At 62.8% G+C, this 21,003-nt stretch carries 21 protein-coding genes, 1 tRNA gene and 1 pseudogene; 20 read left to right on the forward strand and 3 right to left on the reverse strand.

From position 1 onward, the window contains the following. The first annotated feature begins 247 nt into the window (after nucleotides 1-247). The 6 genes from SMD10_RS12415 (at nucleotide 248) to SMD10_RS12440 (ending at nucleotide 5,845) form a co-directional block, all read left to right on the forward strand. Nucleotides 248-931 carry an RHS repeat-associated core domain-containing protein gene (locus SMD10_RS12415; RefSeq protein WP_331686016.1) on the forward strand — a complete coding sequence of 228 codons (684 nt, stop codon included), beginning with the start codon at nucleotides 248-250 and terminating at the stop codon, nucleotides 929-931. Then, complete coding sequence (locus SMD10_RS12420; RefSeq protein WP_331686017.1) at nucleotides 931-1,239, forward strand: hypothetical protein; 309 nt, start codon at nucleotides 931-933, stop codon at nucleotides 1,237-1,239. The genes SMD10_RS12415 and SMD10_RS12420 overlap by 1 nt, the downstream gene beginning before the upstream one ends. 347 nt (nucleotides 1,240-1,586) lie before the next feature. Next, a complete protein-coding gene (locus SMD10_RS12425; protein WP_331686018.1) occupies nucleotides 1,587-2,222 on the forward strand; it encodes a lyase family protein in 636 nt (211 codons plus the stop codon). Nucleotides 2,223-2,253: 31 nt separating this feature from the next. Next, on the forward strand, nucleotides 2,254-3,267 hold the full coding sequence (locus SMD10_RS12430) for an SIS domain-containing protein (protein ID WP_331686019.1): 1,014 nt from the start codon (nucleotides 2,254-2,256) through the stop codon (nucleotides 3,265-3,267). A gap of 188 nt (nucleotides 3,268-3,455) precedes the next feature. Next, nucleotides 3,456-4,892 (forward strand): MmgE/PrpD family protein, encoded by a 1,437-nt coding sequence (locus tag SMD10_RS12435; protein WP_331686020.1) that lies wholly within the window; start codon nucleotides 3,456-3,458, stop codon nucleotides 4,890-4,892. 155 nt (nucleotides 4,893-5,047) lie between these two features. Then, on the forward strand, nucleotides 5,048-5,845 hold the full coding sequence (locus SMD10_RS12440; protein ID WP_331686021.1) for a PfkB family carbohydrate kinase: 798 nt from the start codon (nucleotides 5,048-5,050) through the stop codon (nucleotides 5,843-5,845). Nucleotides 5,846-6,062: 217 nt separating this feature from the next. Here the strand turns inward: SMD10_RS12440 and SMD10_RS12445 are convergent, their stop codons facing one another. Beyond that, the gene (locus SMD10_RS12445; protein ID WP_331686022.1) at nucleotides 6,063-6,824 is read right to left on the reverse strand and encodes a DeoR/GlpR family DNA-binding transcription regulator; all 762 of its coding nucleotides are present in this window, start codon (nucleotides 6,822-6,824) and stop codon (nucleotides 6,063-6,065) included. A 300-nt stretch (nucleotides 6,825-7,124) separates the two neighbouring features. Between SMD10_RS12445 and SMD10_RS12450 the strand changes: the two genes are divergently transcribed. Then, nucleotides 7,125-7,919 (forward strand): SDR family NAD(P)-dependent oxidoreductase, encoded by a 795-nt coding sequence (locus SMD10_RS12450; RefSeq protein ID WP_331686023.1) that lies wholly within the window; start codon nucleotides 7,125-7,127, stop codon nucleotides 7,917-7,919. A gap of 278 nt (nucleotides 7,920-8,197) precedes the next feature. On the opposite strand, the pseudogene SMD10_RS12455 reads toward SMD10_RS12450, so the two are convergent. Continuing rightward, nucleotides 8,198-8,338, reverse strand: a pseudogene (locus SMD10_RS12455) (IS5/IS1182 family transposase); the annotation flags it as partial. On the opposite strand from SMD10_RS12455, the gene SMD10_RS12460 reads away from it, so the two are divergent. Next, complete coding sequence (locus SMD10_RS12460) at nucleotides 8,304-8,585, forward strand: hypothetical protein (RefSeq protein WP_331686103.1); 282 nt, start codon at nucleotides 8,304-8,306, stop codon at nucleotides 8,583-8,585. The pseudogene SMD10_RS12455 and the gene SMD10_RS12460 sit on opposite strands and share 35 nt — an antisense overlap. Before the next feature lie 569 nt (nucleotides 8,586-9,154). Here SMD10_RS12460 and SMD10_RS12465 read toward each other — a convergent pair. Further along, a tRNA-Gly gene (locus tag SMD10_RS12465) sits at nucleotides 9,155-9,229 on the reverse strand. Between the two features lie 210 nt (nucleotides 9,230-9,439). On the opposite strand from SMD10_RS12465, the gene SMD10_RS12470 reads away from it, so the two are divergent. The 12 genes from SMD10_RS12470 to SMD10_RS12525 all read left to right on the forward strand — a co-directional run bounded on the left by SMD10_RS12470 (nucleotide 9,440) and on the right by SMD10_RS12525 (nucleotide 20,966). Then, the gene (locus SMD10_RS12470) at nucleotides 9,440-9,964 is read left to right on the forward strand and encodes a prolyl-tRNA synthetase associated domain-containing protein (RefSeq protein ID WP_331686024.1); all 525 of its coding nucleotides are present in this window, start codon (nucleotides 9,440-9,442) and stop codon (nucleotides 9,962-9,964) included. Then, nucleotides 9,964-10,977: a thioredoxin gene (gene trxA, locus SMD10_RS12475; protein WP_331686025.1), complete on the forward strand. Its 1,014-nt coding sequence runs from the start codon at nucleotides 9,964-9,966 to the stop codon at nucleotides 10,975-10,977. Before SMD10_RS12470 ends, trxA begins: the two co-directional genes overlap by 1 nt. Nucleotides 10,978-11,102: 125 nt before the next feature. After that, entirely contained in the window at nucleotides 11,103-11,783 is a 681-nt protein-coding gene (locus tag SMD10_RS12480; protein WP_331686026.1) for an LON peptidase substrate-binding domain-containing protein, read from the forward strand. Nucleotides 11,784-11,839: 56 nt separating this feature from the next. Then, nucleotides 11,840-12,028: a Trm112 family protein gene (locus SMD10_RS12485; protein ID WP_331686027.1), complete on the forward strand. Its 189-nt coding sequence runs from the start codon at nucleotides 11,840-11,842 to the stop codon at nucleotides 12,026-12,028. A 223-nt stretch (nucleotides 12,029-12,251) separates the two neighbouring features. Further along, nucleotides 12,252-13,700: a rhamnulokinase gene (rhaB, locus tag SMD10_RS12490; protein WP_331686028.1), complete on the forward strand. Its 1,449-nt coding sequence runs from the start codon at nucleotides 12,252-12,254 to the stop codon at nucleotides 13,698-13,700. A 14-nt stretch (nucleotides 13,701-13,714) separates the two neighbouring features. Further along, nucleotides 13,715-14,986: an L-rhamnose isomerase gene (locus tag SMD10_RS12495; RefSeq protein ID WP_331686029.1), complete on the forward strand. Its 1,272-nt coding sequence runs from the start codon at nucleotides 13,715-13,717 to the stop codon at nucleotides 14,984-14,986. A gap of 2 nt (nucleotides 14,987-14,988) precedes the next feature. Further along, on the forward strand, nucleotides 14,989-15,855 hold the full coding sequence (gene rhaD, locus SMD10_RS12500; protein WP_331686030.1) for a rhamnulose-1-phosphate aldolase: 867 nt from the start codon (nucleotides 14,989-14,991) through the stop codon (nucleotides 15,853-15,855). Then, complete coding sequence (gene rhaM / locus SMD10_RS12505) at nucleotides 15,852-16,166, forward strand: L-rhamnose mutarotase (RefSeq protein WP_331686031.1); 315 nt, start codon at nucleotides 15,852-15,854, stop codon at nucleotides 16,164-16,166. The genes rhaD and rhaM overlap by 4 nt, the downstream gene beginning before the upstream one ends. A gap of 101 nt (nucleotides 16,167-16,267) precedes the next feature. After that, a complete protein-coding gene (gene rhaS, locus SMD10_RS12510; protein WP_331686032.1) occupies nucleotides 16,268-17,266 on the forward strand; it encodes a rhamnose ABC transporter substrate-binding protein in 999 nt (332 codons plus the stop codon). A gap of 166 nt (nucleotides 17,267-17,432) precedes the next feature. Next, complete coding sequence (locus SMD10_RS12515) at nucleotides 17,433-18,995, forward strand: sugar ABC transporter ATP-binding protein (RefSeq protein WP_331686033.1); 1,563 nt, start codon at nucleotides 17,433-17,435, stop codon at nucleotides 18,993-18,995. Then, the gene (locus SMD10_RS12520) at nucleotides 18,970-19,968 is read left to right on the forward strand and encodes an ABC transporter permease (protein WP_331686034.1); all 999 of its coding nucleotides are present in this window, start codon (nucleotides 18,970-18,972) and stop codon (nucleotides 19,966-19,968) included. The genes SMD10_RS12515 and SMD10_RS12520 overlap by 26 nt, the downstream gene beginning before the upstream one ends. Beyond that, entirely contained in the window at nucleotides 19,965-20,966 is a 1,002-nt protein-coding gene (locus tag SMD10_RS12525; RefSeq protein ID WP_331686035.1) for an ABC transporter permease, read from the forward strand. Before SMD10_RS12520 ends, SMD10_RS12525 begins: the two co-directional genes overlap by 4 nt. Nucleotides 20,967-21,003 lie beyond the last annotated feature (37 nt).

The following is a 21,003-nucleotide window of genomic DNA, read 5'->3' on the forward strand; positions in this document are numbered from 1 at the left end:
ATCGGCATGGCCAATCTCGCCTACAATCTCACCCGCTTCGTCTGGCATCAGGGGCGAGGTGCGCCCGCATGACGGCAAAATCGCCACCGGTCTGAAGTTCCAATGGCGGATGAGCGCCAAGTGCCGCAAAGCCACACCGATCAAGCCCAAATCGGGCCGCCATCACCAATGACGTCTCTTCAATGCCGCCAAAACGTCGGTTCTTCGAGGTGTCCAGCTTCTGGCGAAAGAGCTGCCCGGCGGCGAGATGCTGGCCGTGGTCACCGATCCGCTGGGCACGCCCAAGGAGATGTTCGACGCGCGCGGGCATCTGGTGTGGGCGGCGGACCATCACGTCTGGGGCGCGGTGCGGGCGGTGGAGGTGCGCGGCGCCCTCGCCATGAAGCCCGCCCATGCCCGCGCGCCGGACGCGCTGGCCTGCCCGTGGCGGTTTCCGGGCCAGTACGAGGACGCCGAGACGGGTCTGTACTACAACCGCCACCGGCACTACGATCCCCTGACCGGCCACTACACCAGCCCCGACCCCATCGGCCTCGCCGGCGGGGATCGGCCCCAGGCTTATGTACAGAACCCGACGGTGTGGGTGGATCCGCTGGGGTTAGCAGCGGCCGGAGGCGCAGATAACGTCACACTCTATCGTGTTGTCAGTCCGCAGGAAGCTCGTTCGATACAGGCAACTGGTCAATTCACTCCGTCGCCAGGGGGATTGGAAAGTAAATATTTTTCGTCAACAGAGGCTGGAGCGCGCCAATACGGTGAAATGGCAAAACGCCTTGGCGAGACAAACCAGACCATCGTTGTCAAGGGAGAAATAAACCGATCTTTATTGACGCCCGAAATGCGAGCAACGGTGGATAGAGGAGTGGATGCAATTGCTGTTCCAAACGAAATTCTGCCGAATGTTAAGCCTATATTTTTGGATCCCTTCTGATGACGATCGAAATTCCATCTTTTCCCGACATGGCTATCGAAGCAAGATTCTACTCTATCGAAGAGGGGGGGCCCAAGAATAAATTTGCACTAGGATATGTTCCCCTTATGGCCAAAATGGAAAGCGAATTTCGTGAATTTCGATTTTATTTTGATAAAAATGTTCCCATTGAGGCAGGGATGATTATCAAAGGTTTTTTATTATTTCTCGATAAAGAATCCGTCGCTGTTTTCAGAGGAAGAAAATCGTTTCTAATAGGGGTTCCTAGAATTATTGGGGAAGCTAGGGTAATTTCTCTATTAGACTAATCCGATTATTTTAGTAAATTGGCCGACTCTCGACTTGGCAGAAGACGCCGGGCGGGGCGGCGCTGGACCGCCCGCCTGTGGTCGGCACGGCGTATCTGTGGGACGGCGACCGGATGGTGGCGGAGGCGCCGCTGCATCTGGACGGGCAGATCGCCTGGGCTGACGGCGTCCGCTGGGAAATCGTATAATTCGTTCCCTTGATGTTGAGGGATAGAAGGCAGCTCCCCGTTCTCAAACAGGGATAGTGATCGATTTATGCCGGAAGTGCTTTCTGGCACGAATTCGCGACAATATCCTTCCCGGACAGGATTGCGGGCACCTCCAGCATCATGCCCCAAAAGAAGAACATGTTCGCGCTGGAGTATTTCCGCGGAGCAGCTGGGCGCAGCATCGGGGCGCTGAGCGGCGCCCTGGCGAACATCAAGGGCAGTAACTACTCCATTGGCTTGGATTGCACCCGCGAGGGCATCTATGACGCATGGCCGTCGCTGGGTCTCTTCGTGGATGGAATGGAGCTTCTTCGGCTGGTCTTCGAGTGCATCGAGCTTAAAAAGGGTCGACTCGAGCAGAAGTGCTACGAAAACTTCTCGACCGCCACGGATCTTGCCGACGGTCTGGTCCGTCAACACGGCCTGTCGTTCCGAGAGGCGCACCACGTCGTCGGCGGCGCGGTGCAGCGCGCGATCGACGCCGGGCTCGATGCGAGCGGATTGACGGAGGAAACCATCAACGCGTCCGCTGAGCAAGAACTCGGTCGCGCGTTGGCGATTACGCCTGAATTTGTCCGCGGCTGCCTCGATCCGGTGCGGTCCGTCCATGCGCGCACCACACTTGGTGGCACCGCGCCTTCCGAGGTCCGGCGGATGCTGGCGGCCTTGGCGGAGAAGCGTAGCCAAGACATCGATTTCGTCATGACCCGTCGGCGTGGTCTCGATCTCGCTAACCAGCGTCTTCGTGACGCCATCCAGGCACTCGCGGCCTGATTTCTTTTCTTGCAACGTGAAAGAACTTGCCATGCTTAATTTTGACGAGGCTCGCTTCGTGCGCATCCAGTCGGGTGCCGTTGCTCTCGCCGAGCGCATCGACAACGCCATTGCGTCAGCGCTCGATTCGGGAGCAGAGAACCTTTTCTTTTTGGGAACCGGCGGCGTCGCCTATCTCATGCAGCCCTCCTATCAGTTGCTGCAACGCCGTTCGAAATTTCCGGTCTTCATCGATTACCCGGCCGAGCTTATTCTCGCAGGCTCCGCAAACCTAACGAGTAAATCGATTGTCATCATGCCCTCGCTTTCCGGTACAACGAAGGAAAGCGTGGCGATGCTCGCTAAACTCAAGGAAATCGGCGCAACCATCTTCACCTTCGTCGGCCACGAGGAAACTCCTCTGGGCAAGGGTGGCGATCAGGCGTTTGTCAATTTCGCCGAAGACGACACGTCCTGCGAATCCTTCTACCTGCAGTCGCTCCTGGTCGCCCTGTCGATCATGAAGTTCCGGAACGAGATTGATCATTACGCCAGCATCGTCGCGGAACTGAAGCGCCTTCCCGAGCTGCTTTTGGAAGTGAAACGCGTATTCGAGCCCAAAGCCGAGGAATTCGCCTCGCGCATCGCCGCATCGGATTATCACATCTTTACAGGTGGCGGAAATACCTGGACTTCCGCACTGTACTATGCCACCTGCATTCTCGAAGAAATGCAGTGGATCCGCACCCGCCCGGTCCACTCGTCGGATTTCTTCCATGGCACCCTTGAGCTTGTTGAAAAGGGTGTCAGCGTCGTGCTGTTCAAGGGCGAGGACGCCTCTCGCCCGCTTGCGGAGCGGGTTGAAAAGTTCGCGCCCAGCTATACCGATAAGTTCACGATTCTCGACAGCAAAGAATTTGCCCTCCCCGGCATTTCTGCCGAGGTGCGCGGCCTGGTGTCTCCGATCGTTCTTGCCACCGTTCTGGAACGTGTGAGCGCCCATCTGGAAGTCATGCGGAACCATCCGCTGGTGACACGCCGGTATTACAAGCGCGTCTCGTACTGAGACTTCTCATGTCTGTCGTCGATCCAGGTGGCGGCGGACACTCATCCTCGACGGCGCGTCAGTGCCGATGGCCAACGTCGCAGCCGCCGAGGCGACATCGCTCGCCGCCGGGTCGGCGGTCACAAGCTGTCGAGCCGGGCAGACGCGAGCAAGGTGACCGACTATCCCGACGCCTGGAGGCAGGGCCAATGGATCAGCATCATATGGATCATGAACACCTTCTCGCCGAGATGGTCTGCGGCGCGGCTCCGGACTTTAGCAAAGCGGAAATGGAAAAGGCTGCCCGCCATTTCGCCGATTTGGTCGGGGTCGCCTTCGCCGCGGCCGAAGAGCCGTCTGTCGGTGTCCTGGCGGCGCTCTGCCGCAACGCTTCAGGCGCATCCAGATCAGCTCGGATATGGGGTACGCGGCGGCGGGTGTCGCTGCGCGAGGCCGGTCTCATCAACGCCTATGCTGCTCATTGGCACGATTTCGACGACGACGAAACGGACATCACTATGGCCCATCTGACAGTCACGGCGATGACGGCTGCGGCGATCGTCGGCGACAGTGAACCAGGAATTGCGGGTGCGGCCGTGCTCCGAGCCTATCTCACGGGCACCGAGTTGGCGACGTTTATCGCCCGTTTGATTAACCCGAGCCACTATGTGCGCGGTTGGCACTCGACAGCGACGCTGGGAACCTTCGCCGCCTGTGCAGCTGCCGGACGTCTCCTTCGTCTTGATGTCGAAGCCATGCGCAGCGCACTCGGCATGGCAGCCTCGTTCGCGGGCGGCATCCGCAGCAATTTTGGCAGTCACACCAAGCCGCTGCAGGTTGGTCAGGCGGTTGCCAACGGCGTTTTTGCCGCTGAATGCGCCGCGGCGGGCCTTCAGTCTGCAGCCGGCAGCTTGTTAGGGCCGAAGGGTTATGTCGCACTCCAGGGAGGCGACCTGTCGCGCCTGAAAACCGCCATCAGCAGCTTCGGCAAGCCCTACGGGTTCTCCGCTGGCGGCATGATCATCAAGGCCTATCCCTGCTGCACGGCTCCCCATAGTGCGATTCGCGGTGTTCTCGAACTGGCTCGCGAAAATCATGTCGATGCTGCTGACATCGAGCGCATCGCGTGCCACATCGACCCGGGAGTCTTCGGCATCCTGGTCTATGATCGGCCTAAGACCCCGGCTCAGGCAAAGTTCAGTCTGCCATACGCGTTGGCAGCGGCGGCGGTCTTCGGTCGGGTGGGGATCAGCCAATTCACCGATGCAGCGCTAGAGGATCCGACTGTGCTGCAGATGATGGAGCGTGTCGAGGCCATCCATGATTGCGCTTTGCCGCGAGGGCCAAGCGGCATTTCCGTCGCGTCCCGCGTGGCGCTCGTTCTCCGCGATGGCAGGCGGTTCGAAACGTATTGCCCCGCAGTTCCGGGCAGCGCCGGCAGTCCGCTCAATGATTCGGCGTTGCTTGCGAAGTTCGCGGCATGTGCGGCGAATCTTTTGAGCGAGGCCGAGTCGAAGCCTCTATTCGAGCTCTTGCTCTCTTGCAGCTCATGCAACGATTTTTCGGGGCTTGTCGATGCGTTCTCGCCGTCGGCCGCGCATTCTGCGGATGCCGGCGCGGCGCAGCGCTCAGTTGAACGGCCATAGAGGACATGGACGTGAGTCCCTTCTTATGAAGCGGGCCGCCTCACGAAGCCGCGGAAGCCATTGGCCGGCCGACGTGGCGGTGTTTGACTGTGCTGCGAACGCTGGCGCACGAGTCCGGCGAAGCCCATCTCGTCATTCATCTTGAGGAACACGCAATGCCTGAGTTCGAAGTCGCGACGGTTGGTGATAACTGCATCGATCGTTATCTGCCGCCGGTGGGACTCGCGGCAATCGGAGGCAACGCTGTCAACGTTGCGGTCCATCTTCGCAAGCAGGGCCTCCGCACTGCGTACTTCGGTGCCGTGGGAACAGACGACAATGGCCGCCGGATGCTTGACTGCTTTAGGAATAACGGCCTCAACACCGATCACGTCCAGATCACCGAAGGCGTCACCGCGTATACCAACTTGGATATCGACGAAAGCGGCGACCGCATCATCGCCTTCGAGGAGTTCGGCGTTTGCCGCGTCTACCGGCCGACCGAGGCCGATTTCAAGGTTTTGCTCTCGATGAGCCATGTCCATATCGGCTGGCTGGACGACGGCGGAGACCTGAAGCGCCGGCTCGGGAGCGCAGGCGTCAGCGTCTCCCAGGACATCACCGTCAATCCTGGCTGTGAGGGACTGACGATCGCCTTCGGCTCGGCCGGTTCCGAACCCCATGCCGCCCTTGACCTTGCGAAGCGATATCTCGCGCAGGGCGCCGCACTTGCGGTTGTCACTCGGGGCGCCATGGGCAGTGTCGCGACCGACGGCGTCATCGTGGCCGAGACGGGAATCTTGCCCGTCGAGATTTCCGACACCACAGGAGCTGGCGACACATTCGCTGCGGGCTTCATCGCCAGGCGTCTTTCGGGCGGGAGCCTTCAGCAATGCCTTGAAGCAGGAAGGGACGCCGCAGCCCTCACGTGCACGCATTTCGGGGGATTTCCGCAGACGCCCGTACATTTGTGAGTCGGGGCGAGCAAAACCCATCGAACCGCCGAGGGCAAGGCCAGCAGCAAGGATCACGAGCGCTGGGATGCTCGGAAGGCGCCATGGTCGCTGAGCAAGCGCGAAGACTTGCCTACGCCGCGGCCTTCCCTGGCAAGCGATGGCGCGAGCTGAGTCATCGGGCGTCGGTCGGCATCACCGATCTCGGCTCCACTCGCCGGTCAGCGGTAATCCCTGATCAGACGGTAATCACCCGCGTATAGCGTTCGAGCCGGGTTACGATTTCCTGGTTCGCCTCGCGGCTGGTGATCAGCGTGCTGACCTGTTCGAGCGAGCCGATGACGCCTAACGAATTGCGACCGAGCTTGGAATGGTCGGCAAGGATGACGATTTCGCGGGCGGCGCGCATCATATTCTGCTTGACCAGCGCTTCCTGCACGTCCGGAACGGTCAACGTGCCGGCTTCGTCGATACCCTCCACGCCCATGAAGAAGCGGTCGCAGCGATAGGATTCGAAGAAGCGCGCGGCGGTAAGGCCCACCGCCGCGACTGACACGCGTCTAAGAGCCCCGCCGGAAAAGTGGATGTCGATCTGGCGGCTGTCGATGAGGTCCGCAGCAACATTGAGCGCATTTGTCACGACCGTGACGCGCCGCTCGGTCAGTTCGCGCGCAAAATAGCCCGTGGTCGTGCCGGAATCGATGATGATGCTGTCGCCGTCGGCGACCAGCTGCGCTGCCGCCTGCGCGATACGCTTCTTCTCGTGGATAAAGTGAGTGTTCTTGTCGGCGAAGGAGACCTCGAAGAACGAGGATTCCATCAGCTTTGCGCCACCGTGGGTGCGCACCAAATGGCCTTCCTTCTCGAGTTCTGAGAGATCGCGCCGGATGGTCATCTCGGAAACGTCGAACTGCTTACAGAGCGCGGCGATGCTACCCGTGCCGCGTTCGCTCAAATGTTCGAGTAACGCCCTCTGCCGTTCCCTACGCGCGAATGTCATGTCTTGTCCGTCAGCTGCCTATCGGGGACAGCCTTGCCTGGTTTTGCCAGTCGGCACAACATCCACCATCCTGCTCTTCCTCGGTCGTGGACGCTCTGAGTGCATGACCAGGGCGAGGCGGCTCGCTCGGTTCTGGGCGAAGCCAACCAAACCGGGGTCGGGGTGGTAGGAAATGATTGAAATATGTTAGAATCGAACTTTGAGCGCCTCGATTAGGTTGTACCAACGTCAGAGTTGGGCTACAAAATTGTTTGACTCGATCGAATTCCTCTCCATTCCTCCAGCGACAAGGAGTCCAGAATGAGTGCTTCACTCCCCCTCGGTGGCCAGTTCGCCGTCGTGACGGGCGCGGGCGAAGGCATCGGCCTCGCTATCGCCGAGACACTGAGTGCACTTGGTGCGTCAGTCACCATCAGCGACCGTGATGCCGCCAAGGCCGAGGCCGCAGCCGTCCAGCGCAACATGCGCGCCATCAAGCTGGATGTAACGGACCGCTCTTCCATCGACACAGCCGTTGCGGCAATCGTCGCCAAAACAGGGGGCATCGATATCTGGTGCAACAATGCCGGCGTCAGCAGTATGCAGCGCTTCGTCGACATCAGCGAGCGCGAGTGGGACCAGAACTTCGAGGTGAATGCGAAGGGCGCGTTCCTGTGTAGCCAAGCCATCGCTCGGCAGATGCTTACGCAGGAGCGTCGTTCCAGTGGTCTCCGTGGAAAAATCATCAATACCGCCAGCGTCGCCGGCAAGACCGGCAAGGTCGCGTTCCTCGCCCACTATATTGCGTCAAAATTCGCAGTGGTGGGCCTGACGCAGGCGATGGCAACCGAACTTGCTGGCGAGGGCATCACTGTCAACGCCGTGTGCCCAGGCTATGTGCGCACTTCCATGCAGACTCGCGAGATTGCCTGGGAGGCCGAGTTGCGTGGCATCTCCGAGAAGGACGTGCAAGCCCTCTACATCAAGGATACGCCGCTCGGTCGCATTGAGACGCCACAGGACGTGGCTGGCGTTGTTGGTTTCCTGGCCTCCCCACAGGCAGATTTCATGACCGGCATTGCCCTAACCGTTAGCGGTGGCGCGTGGATGGAATGATCTGCCTTTTGGGCGTCGACGACTGCAGCGCATCTATCCAAAGAAAATTACACCAGAGAATGAAGATCACGCCAGAAAATCGATAACAGCCACTCGTGATCATGCGTGGAGTCGGCGCAAGGCGAAGATCCCGGACGGCGCCAGTTGGTCGGTTCTATCAACGCCGGGAGTTCCGGGGGTGAGGCGATATTGAGTGCGTGAAGCCCGGTCGGGACCGGTCGAGTGCTAACACGGGCACGCACGACGGCGATACGGAACCTCTTCCGGCTGCCGGCCTCTCATGCTGCCGCCGCCGTCTCTTTCAGGAAGATCAGGCGCTTGATGTTGTAGACGAGGTTGGTCATGCCGATCTTAGTCCTTGCCCGTGCGAGGCCGATCGTGCGGATGAAGAGGCCCATTCTGTTCTTCTGGATCGCCCATCGCAATCACCTGTCCGTCCGTCGCGACCAGATCGCTCTTCGCCGCGAGCGTAGATTCCTCAACCGCCAAGTCATTCTCGTCCATCTGGCGGCGGATGCGTCCGCAATGACCCAGGCGCCCAATCTCTGGCGTGGGGCGGTCATCGATCATACTGTATCGCGTCTCGCTTTGGAGATCGCCGCCGCTCTTGGTCGCCTTGCCGCGAACGAGCATGGGAACGGAGCGCACATCTACGCCGTCGCGTGAGTTGCTGAAAACCTATGCAGTGCCTACGCAGCAAAGCAGCCCTCAGATAGGCTGCTTTCTCACCACTTGATTTTCCATGCGCCGAGGCCCGGCCGCTACCCACCTCAAGGCGATTTGCGCAGACTAAACCGCAGACTAACCAACGGGTCTAGTCTGCGAAGCCCAGCTAAGTCCTTGAAAGAATGGCGCGCCCGAAGAAATTCGAACTCCTGACCCCCAGATTCGTAGTTTCGGCTGGAAGCCAGTCCGCACTACCGGATCTGGACAAGCCGAACGGATCAAATCCGTCTCGCAATGCCTCAAAAACACAAAGAGCGAGTGATCGGGACACTGGCGGCTCTCCGTTGGCGGGCGGACGGGAACCTTTCCTTGCTCCTTTTGCCGAAGATGACCGACCGACATTAGTTGGCCATCCGGCTTTGAATCAAAGCGCCGAATGTGCGCATCGCTATCCAGCGACTTTCTCCCAACTGCTTCGAATCTGCATTGAATGCCGTGCTCGGCATCGACTCAAAGCAGCAAGAAGGCGGCCGACGTAGTTACAAGCAATTGATTTATAAGGATGTTTTTGGAGCGGGCGATGGGATTCGAACCCACGACCCCAACCTTGGCAAGGTTGTGCTCTACCCCTGAGCTACACCCGCCCGCTCCGCGCGGCGGCCAGCGCCGCGGACGGGCGCTATATGGCGTAAAGACCGGCTGATTGCAACAGAAAATGCGCAGGTCCGATGGATCGGCGTTTCCTTCCCCCGAAGAGCCGCGCCAACGCGCCGCTTTCGAACGCCGCCCCCTTGATGCCGGAGGCTTCAGCCGCCTAAGACGAAAGCCGTGTCCGACCGACGGTTCGTTTCATCATGACCAAGACCCGCGACGATCTTTTCGCCTTTCTCGCCGACCTCGGCATCGAGACGACCACCGTCGACCATCCCCCGGTCTTTACCGTGGCCGAGAGCGAGACGCTTCACCGGGACATCGAGGGTGGACACACCAAGAATCTTTTCCTTAAGGACAAGAAGGGGCGGATCTTCCTGGTGGTGGCCGAGCAGTCGCGGGAAGTCGATCTGAAGGGACTGCACAGGCGAATCGGCGCCAAAGGCCGGCTGTCCTTCGCCGATGCCGACGCCATGCGCGCGCTGCTCGGCGTCGAGCCCGGCTCCGTCACCGCGTTCGGCGCCGTCAACGACACCGAAGGCGCGGTGACCGTCGTGCTTGATCAGGGTCTCCTCGTGCACGATATGGTGAATTGCCATCCCCTGACCAACGGGGCGACCACGACGATTCGGCGCGACGATCTTCTGGCCTTCTTCGCGGCCACCGGACACGAGCCGCTGATCGTTCCCCTGGAGGCGGACGAGACGAGCGAGACGGGACAAGCATGATGAGCGACAACCCCTACGGTTCCTCCTTCGGCGGCTACGGCGCGCAGACGACCGGACCGGCCGCCAACGGCGCCGGCGAATCGCCGGCACCCTCTGCTCCGTCGGCGGGCCTGACAGGATTCGACGCGGCGTCCGGGGCGGCGCCGGCCGACCTGATCAAGGACACGACCACCGCCAGCTTCGCCGCCGACGTCATTCAGGAATCGCGCAAGCAGCCGGTGCTCGTGGATTTCTGGGCGCCCTGGTGCGGTCCGTGCAAGCAACTCGGCCCGGTGCTGGAGCGCGTCGTCCGGGCCGCCGGCGGCAAGGTCAAGCTGGTCAAGATGAACATCGACGAGCATCCGTCCGTCGCCGGTCAGCTGGGCGTGCGTTCGATTCCCGCGGTGTTCGCCTTTTCCGGCGGCCAGCCGGTGGATGGCTTCATGGGCGCGCTGCCCGAATCGGAGGTGCGGCAATTCGTTGACCGTCTTGCCGGAGGCGGCGCCGATCCGGTCGCCGAGGCGCTGGAGGAGGCGAAGAAGCTGCTCGATGCAGGCGATACCGCCGGCGCCGCCCAGTATTTCGGCGCCGTCTTGCAGCACGATCCGGACAATGCCGCCGCTGCCGGTGGCTTGGCCGAGTGCTATCTCGCCTTGGGCGACGCACCGCACGCCAAGGCGATCATCGATCAGGTGCCGGCTGCCAAGGCGTCGGACCCGGCCGTGGCCGCGGTCAAGGCCAAGCTGAAACTGGCCGAGGAGATATCCGGTCTCGGCGACCCGGTGGCGCTGCAGGCCAGGATCGAAGGCAATCCCGACGATCATCAGGCCCGCTACGATCTGGCGCTGATCGCCCAGGCGCGCGGCCAGAAGGCCGAAGCGGCGGGCCATCTGCTGGAGGTCATCCGGCGCGATCGCAGCTGGGAAGATGACGGCGCGCGGCGCAAGTTGCTGGAGCTCTTCGATGCCTGGGGCGCCGCCGATCCGGCCACTCGGGACGCCCGGCGCCGGCTGTCGACGCTGTTGTTTTCCTAACGTCGGCCGCGCCCTGCATCGGGGGACGCAGGGCGCGGCCGGCGAAGGCCTGATGCGCGGCGCGTCGAGCCCGAGGCTCTGCGGTCCCGATCGAAAATGCCAGATGCTTTGAATGGAGACACGGATTGGTTCAAGCGGGCAACGAGACCTATAGCGTCGAAGCCGATCTCCCGCGGGAGGTGTCTGTCTTTCCCGTGTCCGGTGCGTTGCTTCTGCCGGGCGGCCAATTGCCGCTCAACGTCTTCGAGCCGCGCTATCTGGAGATGATCGACGATACCATGGCTGACGACCGCCTGATCGGCATGATCCAGCCGCGGCTCGATGGCGCCTTGTTGGCGTCCGGGGAGCCGGAGCTGTGCAGCGTCGGCTGCCTGGGGCGTATCACGTCGTTGAGCGAGACCGGCGACGGACGCTATATCGTCAGCCTGCATGGCGTGGCGCGGTTTCGGGTCCTCCAGGAGGTCGCGGCGGCACGGCCCTACCGCCGCTGCCGCATCGCGAGCTTCGTCGGCGACCTCGATACCGGTGCGGGCGCCGCGGAAGTCGACCGCGACGGGCTGATCGCGGTGTTCCGGCGCTATCTCGAGGCGAACCAGCTGGAAGCCGACTGGGACAGCGTTGCGAAGGCATCGAACGAAACGCTGGTCAACGCCTTCTGCATCATGTCGCCCTACGGCCCTGCGGAAAAGCAGGCGCTTCTCGAAGCGGCGGACCTGAAGACGCGGGCCGAGACGCTCGTCGCCATCACCGAAATCGCGCTGGCGCGCGAATCCGGCGAGGACGGCGACGCGCACACGATCCAATAATGGCGACGAACCGCGGTCCGGAGAGAGCGGACTTCGGTGGAACCGAGGACAAGCCAATGTCGCGCACCAGTGATCAGGGCCCCGATCCCAAGCTGCTCGAGCTGCTCGTCTGTCCTCTGACCAAGGCACCGTTGCGCTATGACCGCGAAACCAACGAGTTGATCTCGGAGGCCGCGCGGCTCGCCTATCCGATCCGCGACGGCATTCCGATCATGCTGCCCTCCGAGGCCCGCCCTCTGGAATAAGCGATTCGGCCGAGCGCTCCGCGCGAGACAGGCGAAAGGCCGTAGGCTCCGGGCTTGGCGGCGCGAGGCCTTGCCATGCTGGCGGCCTCTGTCCCGATCTTCGATTTCGCGCATTCTGACATGCCATCCCTGTCCGAATGTCGAAGGATCGCCGCTTCGGTTGATGGCATGATGCCTTCAAAGACGAAAACGAACCGTCGGGATGGAAATGGCAGTCAAATGCGTGGCAGTCGACCTTGGCGCGAGCAACGGCCGCGTCATCGTCGGAGGCCTGAGCAACGGTGGCCTGTCGCTGAGCGAGATGCATCGCTTCGACACGCCGTTGATCAAGGACCAAGCCAGTGGCCATCAATGCTGGGATCTGGATGCCATCGAGCAGGCGATGAAGACCGGCCTGCACGCGGCGGCCGCCTCGGCATCCGTGGCAAGCATCGGCGTCGACAGCTGGGGTGTCGACTACGTGCTGCTCGACGCGGATCGGAACCGGATCGGCCCCGCCGTTTCGTACCGCGATCATCGCACCGACGGTGTGATGGAAGACATCGTCGGGCAGTTGTCGGCGGCGTCGATCTATCGGCGCACCGGTATCCAGTTCATGCCGTTCAATACGCTCTACCAGCTGGCTGCGACGGCGCGCCAGCATCCCGACTGGATGGAGCGAGCCCGCCATTTTCTGATGCTGCCGGACTATCTCCACTTCCGGCTCTGCGGGGTGCTTTCCAACGAATACACCAATGCCACCACGACGCAGATGATGAGCGTTGCGTCCGGCGACTGGGATGCCGGGCTTCTCGCGGTCGCGGGTCTCGGCCGCGACGTGATGCCCCCGTGCGTGGAGGCCGGCACCGTGCTTGGTGACGTCGCCGCGACGCTGGCCGGGCAGCGCGGTCTGAAGGTGGTTGCGCCGGCGACGCACGATACCGGCTCGGCCGTGGCAGCCGCTCCGCTCGAAAACGAGGACGAAGCCTATATCAGCTCCGGAACCTGGTCGCTGATGGGAATCGAAAGCACGACGCCCTTCGCCGACGAGCAGGCGCGCGGCTTCAACGTCTCGAACGAGGGTGGGTACGAGCGGCGCTATCGCGTTCTCAAGAACATCATGGGGCTATGGCTGATCCAGCGCGTGCGCGACGAAATCGGCCGACCCGCCTATGCCGATCTGGTGGAGGCGGCTCGCTCCGCCGAGCCGTGGCGCAGCGTGATCTGCCCCGAGGACAACCGCTTCCTCAATCCGGCCAACATGACGCAGGCGATCCAGGACTATTGCGCGGAGACCGATCAGCCGGTGCCGGATGGGCCGGCGGCCTTGGCGCGGTGCATCTTCGACAGCTTGGCGCTCTCCTATCGGCAGGTGAAGGAAGAGCTCGAAGCCCTGCGCGGGCGGCCGCTCACGCGGATCCGGATCGTCGGCGGGGGCAGCCGCAACGAACTGCTCAGCCAGCTGTGCGCCGATGCGTGCCAGCTGCCGGTCTCGGCCGGTCCGGGCGAAACCTCGGCCCTGGGCAATGTCTGCGTCCAGCTGATCGCGCTGGGCCAGCTGCAATCTCTCGACGAGGCTCGGGCGCTGATCCGGCGCTCGTTTCCGCTGACGGACTATAACGCTCGGAATCCCGTCCCCGAGCCGGTGTGGGCCCGCTTCCGGGCCTTCCCGCGGGCAACGACCAAGATGTGAGGAGGAGAGGCCTGATGAGCGACGAAAATCGGATCCGATCTGCCTATGCCATGGCGCGCGATGTGTATGCCGATCTGGGCGTCGACGTCGACGCGGCGCTTTCGCGGCTCGACACGATTCCGATCTCCATGCACTGCTGGCAGGGCGACGACGTGCGCGGTTTCGAAAACCCGGACGGGCCGCTGACCGGAGGAATCCAGGCGACCGGAAACTATCCGGGCGCGGCCCATACGCCGGCCGAACTGCGCGCGGATCTCGATCTCGCCATGGCGCAGATCCCCGGCGCGAAGCGGCTCAATCTCCATGCCATCTATCTGGAAAGCGATGGTCCGGTCGGGCGCGATGCGATCGAGCCGAAGCATTTCGCCGCCTGGGTCGATTGGGCACGAGCGGGCAATGTCGGTCTGGACTTCAACCCGACCTGCTTCTCGCATCCTCTGAGCGCCGACGGCCTGACGCTGAGCCATCCCGACAAGGCCGTGCGCGACTTCTGGATCGCCCACTGCCAGGCCAGCCGCAAGATCAGCGCATCCTTCGGCGAGGCGCTCGGCACGCCGTCGGTGATGAACATCTGGGTGCCGGACGGCATGAAGGACCTGCCGGCCGATCGCTTCGCGCCGCGCGAGCGGCTGGCCGAAGCCTTGGACGCGGTGATCGCCGAACCTCTGCCGAGCGACGTGCACAAGGATGCGGTGGAATCCAAGCTCTTCGGCATCGGCGCCGAAAGCTACACCGTGGGCAGCCACGAATTCTATCTCGGCTACGCGGCGACGCGGAAGACGATGCTCTGCCTGGATGCCGGTCATTTCCACCCGACCGAGGTCATCTCCGACAAGATTTCCGCCACGCTGCAGTTCGTCGGCGAACTGCTGCTGCATGTGTCGCGGCCGGTCCGCTGGGACAGCGATCACGTCGTGCTTCTGGACGACGAACTGCAGGCGATCGCCAACGAGATCGTTCGCGGCGGGGTGCTCGATCGCGTGGCGATCGGCCTCGATTTCTTCGACGCCTCGATCAATCGCGTCGCAGCCTGGGTCATCGGCACGCGCAATATGCGCCGGGCCCTGCTCAAGGCGCTGATCGAGCCGACGGCGCGGCTGAAGGCGGCCGAGGCAGAAGGCGATTTCACGGCGCGGCTCGCCCTCATGGAAGAGGCGAAGTCGCTGCCCTGGACCGCAGTCTGGGACTTCTACTGTCTCAGCCGCGGTGCCCCCGTAGGCTTGGCTTGGCTCGATGCCGTCAGGCGATATGAACGTGATGTGCTGAGTGAGCGAAAGGCTGCCTGAAAATGGTAATGCACACCGAAGAGTCCTGGTTCGTGACCGCCATGGTCAAGGCCACGAGCGACATGTGGCTCAAGGGCTGGGACGAACGCAACGGCGGCAACGTTTCGATGCGGCTGACCGAAGAGGACGTGCGCCTCTACCTGCCGCATTGGGACCAGGAAGGCCGTGTCGTGCAGATCCGCGAGCCGATCCCGGAACTGGCCGGCCAGTATTTCATCGTCACCGGTACCGGCAAGTATTTCCGCAACGTGCAGCTCGACCCGGAGAACAATCTGGGCGTCGTCAGGGTCATGCCGGACGGCGGCTCGGTGCAGGTCTTGTGGGGCTACAAGGACGGCGGCGGACCGACCTCGGAGTTGGCCGCGCATTTCAAGTCGCATCGCACCCGGCAGCGCGTTACCGATGGCGTCGACCGCGTGGTCATGCACTGCCATGCCACCAACCTGCTGGCGCTGAGCTACGTGCTGGATCTATCGCCCGCCAACGTGACCCGGGCGCTGTGGGAGGTCAGCACCGAATGTTTGGTCGTTTTCCCGCGCGGCATCGGGACCATGGAATGGGACGTTCCGGGCACGGAGCGCATCGGCAACGCCACCGCGAAGCTGATGGAGCATCATACGCTGGCGCTCTGGCCGTTTCACGGCGTCTTCGGTGTCGGTGAGACGCTGGACGAAGCCTTCGGTCTGATCGACACGGCCGAAAAGGCGTCCGAGGTCCTGGTCAAGGTGCTATCCATGGGCGGAATGCGCCAGACCATCACCACCAAGAATCTCATGGCGCTGGCCGAGCGCTTCGGCGTCGATCCGCTGCCCGAGGCGATGGCGTTGGAGGACTGGAAGCTGGCGGAACCGAAAGGCCGAGCCTCATGATCCGCAAAGCGTTCGTCATGCAGGTCTTTCCCGACCGCCATGACGAATACAAGCGCCGTCACGACGAGATCTGGCCCGAGTTGGTCCAGGTCCTGAAGGAGCATGGCGCGCATCACTACGCGATCTTTCTCGACGCCAAGCGCAATCTCTTGTTCGCCAGCGTCGAAATCGAATCCCAGGAGCGCTGGGATGCCGTCGCGTCCACGGAGGTCTGCCAGAAATGGTGGGCCTTCATGACGGACGTGATGGCCGCCAATCCCGACAACAGTCCGGTTTCGGAAGAACTGAAGGAGGTTTTCTATCTGCCTTAGTCGCGATGGCGAAGGTTTCAAAGTGCTGTCGCAGTCGGTGAGGATGCGGACCGGGAGGATCTGGCCCGCATGACTTGATCAGCCCAAGAGGAGGAGAATCCATGGGTAGGAAATGGCTTTTCGCGTCGGCTCTGGCCGTCGCATCGATGCTGGCGAGCGCGGCTTCGGCCCAGGACATGCGCATCGCCATGGTGGTGAAGAATCTCGGCAACGGCTTCTTCGAGGCCGCCCGTGACGGCGGCGAGGAAGCCGCGAAGGAACTCGGCAACGTCGAACTGATCTATACCGGACCGACGACCCCGACCGCCGAAGGCCAGATCGACATCATCAACTCCCTGATCGCCCAGAACGTCGATGCCATCGTCGTCTCGGCCAACGATCCCGATGCGTTGGTGCCGATCACCAGCCGGGCGATGCGTCGTGGGACGCCGGTCGTCTCTTTCGATTCCGGCATTTCGGCGGATGGTCGTGTCATCCACATCGCACCGTCCAGCACCGACCTGATCGCCCGCAAACAGCTCGAGATGGCCTCGAAGACCATCGGCGGCGAGGGCGAGATCGCGATCCTTTCGGCCACCGCCCAGGCGACCAACCAAAACGCCTGGATCGCCGCCATGAAGCAGCAGCTCGAGCAAGAGGACGAGTTCAAGGGCCTCAAGCTGGTCGACGTCGTCTATGGCGACGACCAGTCGGACAAGAGCTACCGCGAGGCAATCGGCCTGATCCGCAAGCATCCCGACCTCAAGGCGATCATCGCCCCGACGACGGTCGGCATCACCGCTTCGGCCAAGGCCGTCACCGACGAAGGCCTGGTCGGCAAGCTCTACGTCACCGGGCTGGGACTCCCGTCTGAAATGGCGGGTCATGTCCATTCCGGCGCGGTCGACACCTTCGCCATCTGGAATCCCGTCGATCTCGGCTACACGGCCGTCTACGCGGCCTACGAGATCGCCAAGAAAGAGGCGACGGGCGAGCCGGGCACCGAGGTGCCGGTCGGCCGCATGGGCACGCTGACGATCGGCGAGAGCGGCGAAACCCCGATGGCCGAGCCCTTCGTCTACGACAAGTCGAACGTCGACGAATACGCCAAGTTCTTCTGAACGGCCGAACTGGTCGGGAGTGCCGGGCGCGGAGGTGTTGCCTCTCGCCTCCAAACTGAGCCCTCCCGGCCCTTTCTCTCGAACATGCAACGTCCGGATACGCGAGATCCGACTGCCGGCCGATGAAGCGCTCGGCCGTCCGGCGCGCGAGGGACGGGAGGGCTGTATGATGGATGATAGGACAGAGGCATCGCCGCCGATCCTGTCGCTGGAAGGCGTCAAGAAGCACTTCGGCGGGGTCAGGGCGCTCGACGGCGTGGACCTCGATCTGCGAGCCGGCGAGGTCATGGCGCTGGTCGGCGAAAACGGTGCCGGCAAGTCAACCGCCGTCAAGATCATGACGGGCATCTACCGGCCGGATGCGGGCCGCATCGTGGTCAGCGGACAGCCGGTGACGCTGCACGGCACGCAGGACGCCTGGGCCAACGGCATCACCGCCGTGCACCAGGAAACGGTGATGTTCGACGAGTTGACCGTCGCCGAAAACATCTTCATGGGGCATCTGCTGCATCGTCGCGCCCGGTTTCTCGACTGGACCTCGATGAACCGGCGCGCCGACGAGATCCTGAAGAGCCTGGAATCGGACATTTCCGCCGATACGCCGCTCAAGGCTTTGAGCGTGGCGCAAAAGCACCTGGTCGAGATCGCCCGGGCGCTGTCCCACGATTCCCGGGTCATCATCATGGACGAGCCGACCGCGGCCCTGTCGATGCAGGAGATTCAGGAGCTTTACGCCATCGTCGAGCGGCTCAAGGCGGACGGCAAGGCGATCCTCTTCATCTCGCACAAGTTCGACGAGATCTTCCGCATCGCCGATCGCTACACGGTGTTTCGCGATGGCTGCTTCGTCGGCCAGGGGCGTATCAGCGAGGTGACCGAGGAGGAACTGGTCCGTATGATGGCCGGTCGATCCATCACCCAGGTTTTCCCCAAGCCCGACGTGATGATCGGCGACCCGGTGCTGGAGGTCGCCGGCCTCGGCAACGAAACCGAGTTCGCCGACATCTCCTTTACCCTGCGCAAGGGCGAAATCCTCGGCTTCTACGGCCTGGTCGGCTCGGGGCGGACCGAGCTGATGGAGGCGATCTTCGGCCTGAAGACGGTGACGCGCGGCAGCATCCAGCTGCACGGCCGGCCGATGGCGCACACCTCGCCCCGCCGCGTCATCGAGCAGGGCGTGGTCTATGTGCCAGAGGACCGGCAGCAGAGCGGCGCCATCCTGCCGATGTCGATCAGCGACAACATCACTCTGCCGTCGGTGCGAAAACTGGCCCGGGGTCCGTTCCTCAACGGTGCGGCAGAGACGGAGATGAGCCATCGCTTTGCCGAGCGCCTGTCGATCAAGTGCTCGGGCATCGCGCAGGCGGTCCGCGAACTGTCGGGCGGCAACCAGCAGAAGGTGGTGATCGGCAAGTGGCTGGCCACGCGGCCGGGCATCATCATCCTCGATGAGCCGACCAAGGGCATCGACGTCGGCTCCAAGGCCGCCGTCCACGCCTTCATCGGAGAACTGGTGGAGGAGGGGCTCTCGGTCGTCATGGTCAGCTCCGAACTGCCGGAACTGATGGGCATGGCCGACCGCATCCTCGTGATGGCGCACGGCCGCATCGTTCGCGAAGTGCCGCGAGCCCGGTTCGACGCCGAGTCCATCGTGGCCACGGCCACGGGCCTCACCCTTGCAACGCCGGCATCGGAGGTGCCCCATGCAGCGGCTCATTCAGCAGCGTGAATTCCTGCTGGCGGTGATCATCGCCGCCATCGTCGCGCTCATCACGCTTCGGGCGCCGGTCTTCCTCAGCCCCGCCAGCGTGGACACCATCATCACCGACAGCGGCATCCTGGCGATGGTCGCGCTGGCTCAGATGCTGGCGATCATGACGCGGGGGATCGACCTGTCGGTGGCCTCGAACATCGCGCTGACCGGCATGGTCACCGCGCTCCTGTCCAAGGCGTTTCCCGAGATGCCGGTCTATCAGACGCTGGCGGTGGCCATCGGCCTCGGCATGCTGCTGGGCGCGCTCAACGGAGCGATGATCGCCTATGTCGGCATCCCGCCGATCGTCATGACGCTCGGCACGATGAGCGTCTATCGCGGCGCCGTCTTCCTGGTCAGCGGCGGCCAGTGGGTCAACGCCCACGAGATGGCGCCGCAATTCATCGGCTTTCCCACCGGTCGGCTCTGGGGCATCACGATCATCGTGTGGATCGCCGTGCTTGTGATCGCTGCAATGGCCATCTTCCTCAACCACATGAAGAAGGGCCGCGAGCTCTATGCGCTGGGCGGCAATCCGGTGGCCGCGCAATATGTCGGCATCGACAACACCCACAACCAGATGCTGGTCTACACGGTCATCGGTACGATCGCGGGGCTCTGCGGTTACCTCTGGGTCGCCCGCTATGCCGTGGCCTATACGGAAGTCGCGCTCGGCTTCGAACTGCAGACGGTGGCGGCCTGCGTCATCGGCGGCGTCTCGATGGCGGGCGGGAAAGGCACGGTACCCGGCACCGTGCTCGGGGCGCTGTTCCTCGTCATCATCTTCAACGCCCTGCCGATCATCGACGTCTCGCCGTTCTGGCAGATGGCGATCTCGGGCACCGTGATCCTGGCGGCGGTGATCCTCAATTCGCGCGGTGAAGGCCGCAAGGGCAAACTGATTCTCAAGCAGGTGCAGGCTTCGGCCGCGGCGGAGGTGGCGTCATGAGCGCGGTGGAGCATCGGGAGGACATGCCGGTGGGAACCAAGCCGAAGCGTTCGCTTCGATTCGTCGGGCGCTGGGAGCTCGTGCTCCTGGCGATTCTGGCCGGGATCTGCGTCATCAACGCGTTCTCGTCGCCCTACTTCCTCGACATCTACAACCTGATGGATTCGACGCAGAACTTCTCCGAAAAGGCGATCATCGCGCTGTCCATGGCGTTGATCATCATCGGACGCGACATCGATCTGTCGGTCGCCTCGATCATCGTGCTGGCGTCGACCGCCATGGGCTTCCTGGCGTCGCTCGGCTGGGGAACTCCCGAGTTGGTGGCGGCAGGGATTGCCGTGGGCGCGCTGGCCGGCGCCTTCAACGGCGCGATCATCACGCGCTTCGAGGTGCCGGCCATCGTGGTGACGATTGGCACCATGTCGCTGTTTCGCGGCATCTCCACCATCGTGCTCGGCGACGGCGCCTACACCTCCTATCCGAGCGATTTCTGGGTGCTCGGGCAGGGGTACATGTTCGACCTGATCCCGTATGAGTTCATCATCTTCCTGGTGCTCGCCGTGCTCTTTACCGTGCTCTTGCACGGCACGGTGATCGGCCGCTCGCTGTTCGCCTATGGCAACAACCCGCAGGCGGCGCTCTACAGCGGCGTCAAGGTTGATACCTACCGCTTCTGGTTCTTTGTCCTGAACGGAGCGATGGCGGGGCTGGCGGCAGTGCTGTTCACCTCGCGCATCGGCTCGACGCGGCCGAACATGGCGCTCGGCTGGGAACTGGAGGCCGTCGCCATGGTGGTGCTCGGCGGCGTCTCGATCATGGGCGGCAGCGGCACCATTCCGGGGATCGTGATCTCGGTCTTCATCGTCGGGATGCTGACCTTCGGCCTGGGGCTCCTCAACATTCCCGGCATCATCGTGACGATCATCATGGGCTGCCTGCTGATCGGCGCCATCGCCGCGCCCATCGTCTTCGGCAAGCTGCGGGCGCTTCGGCACTGAGACGGCTATCCACATGGCCCGTTTCGCCGGTCTCCGA

The organism is Consotaella aegiceratis, assembly GCF_036541425.1.
Lineage (GTDB): Bacteria > Pseudomonadota > Alphaproteobacteria > Rhizobiales > Rhizobiaceae > Consotaella > Consotaella aegiceratis.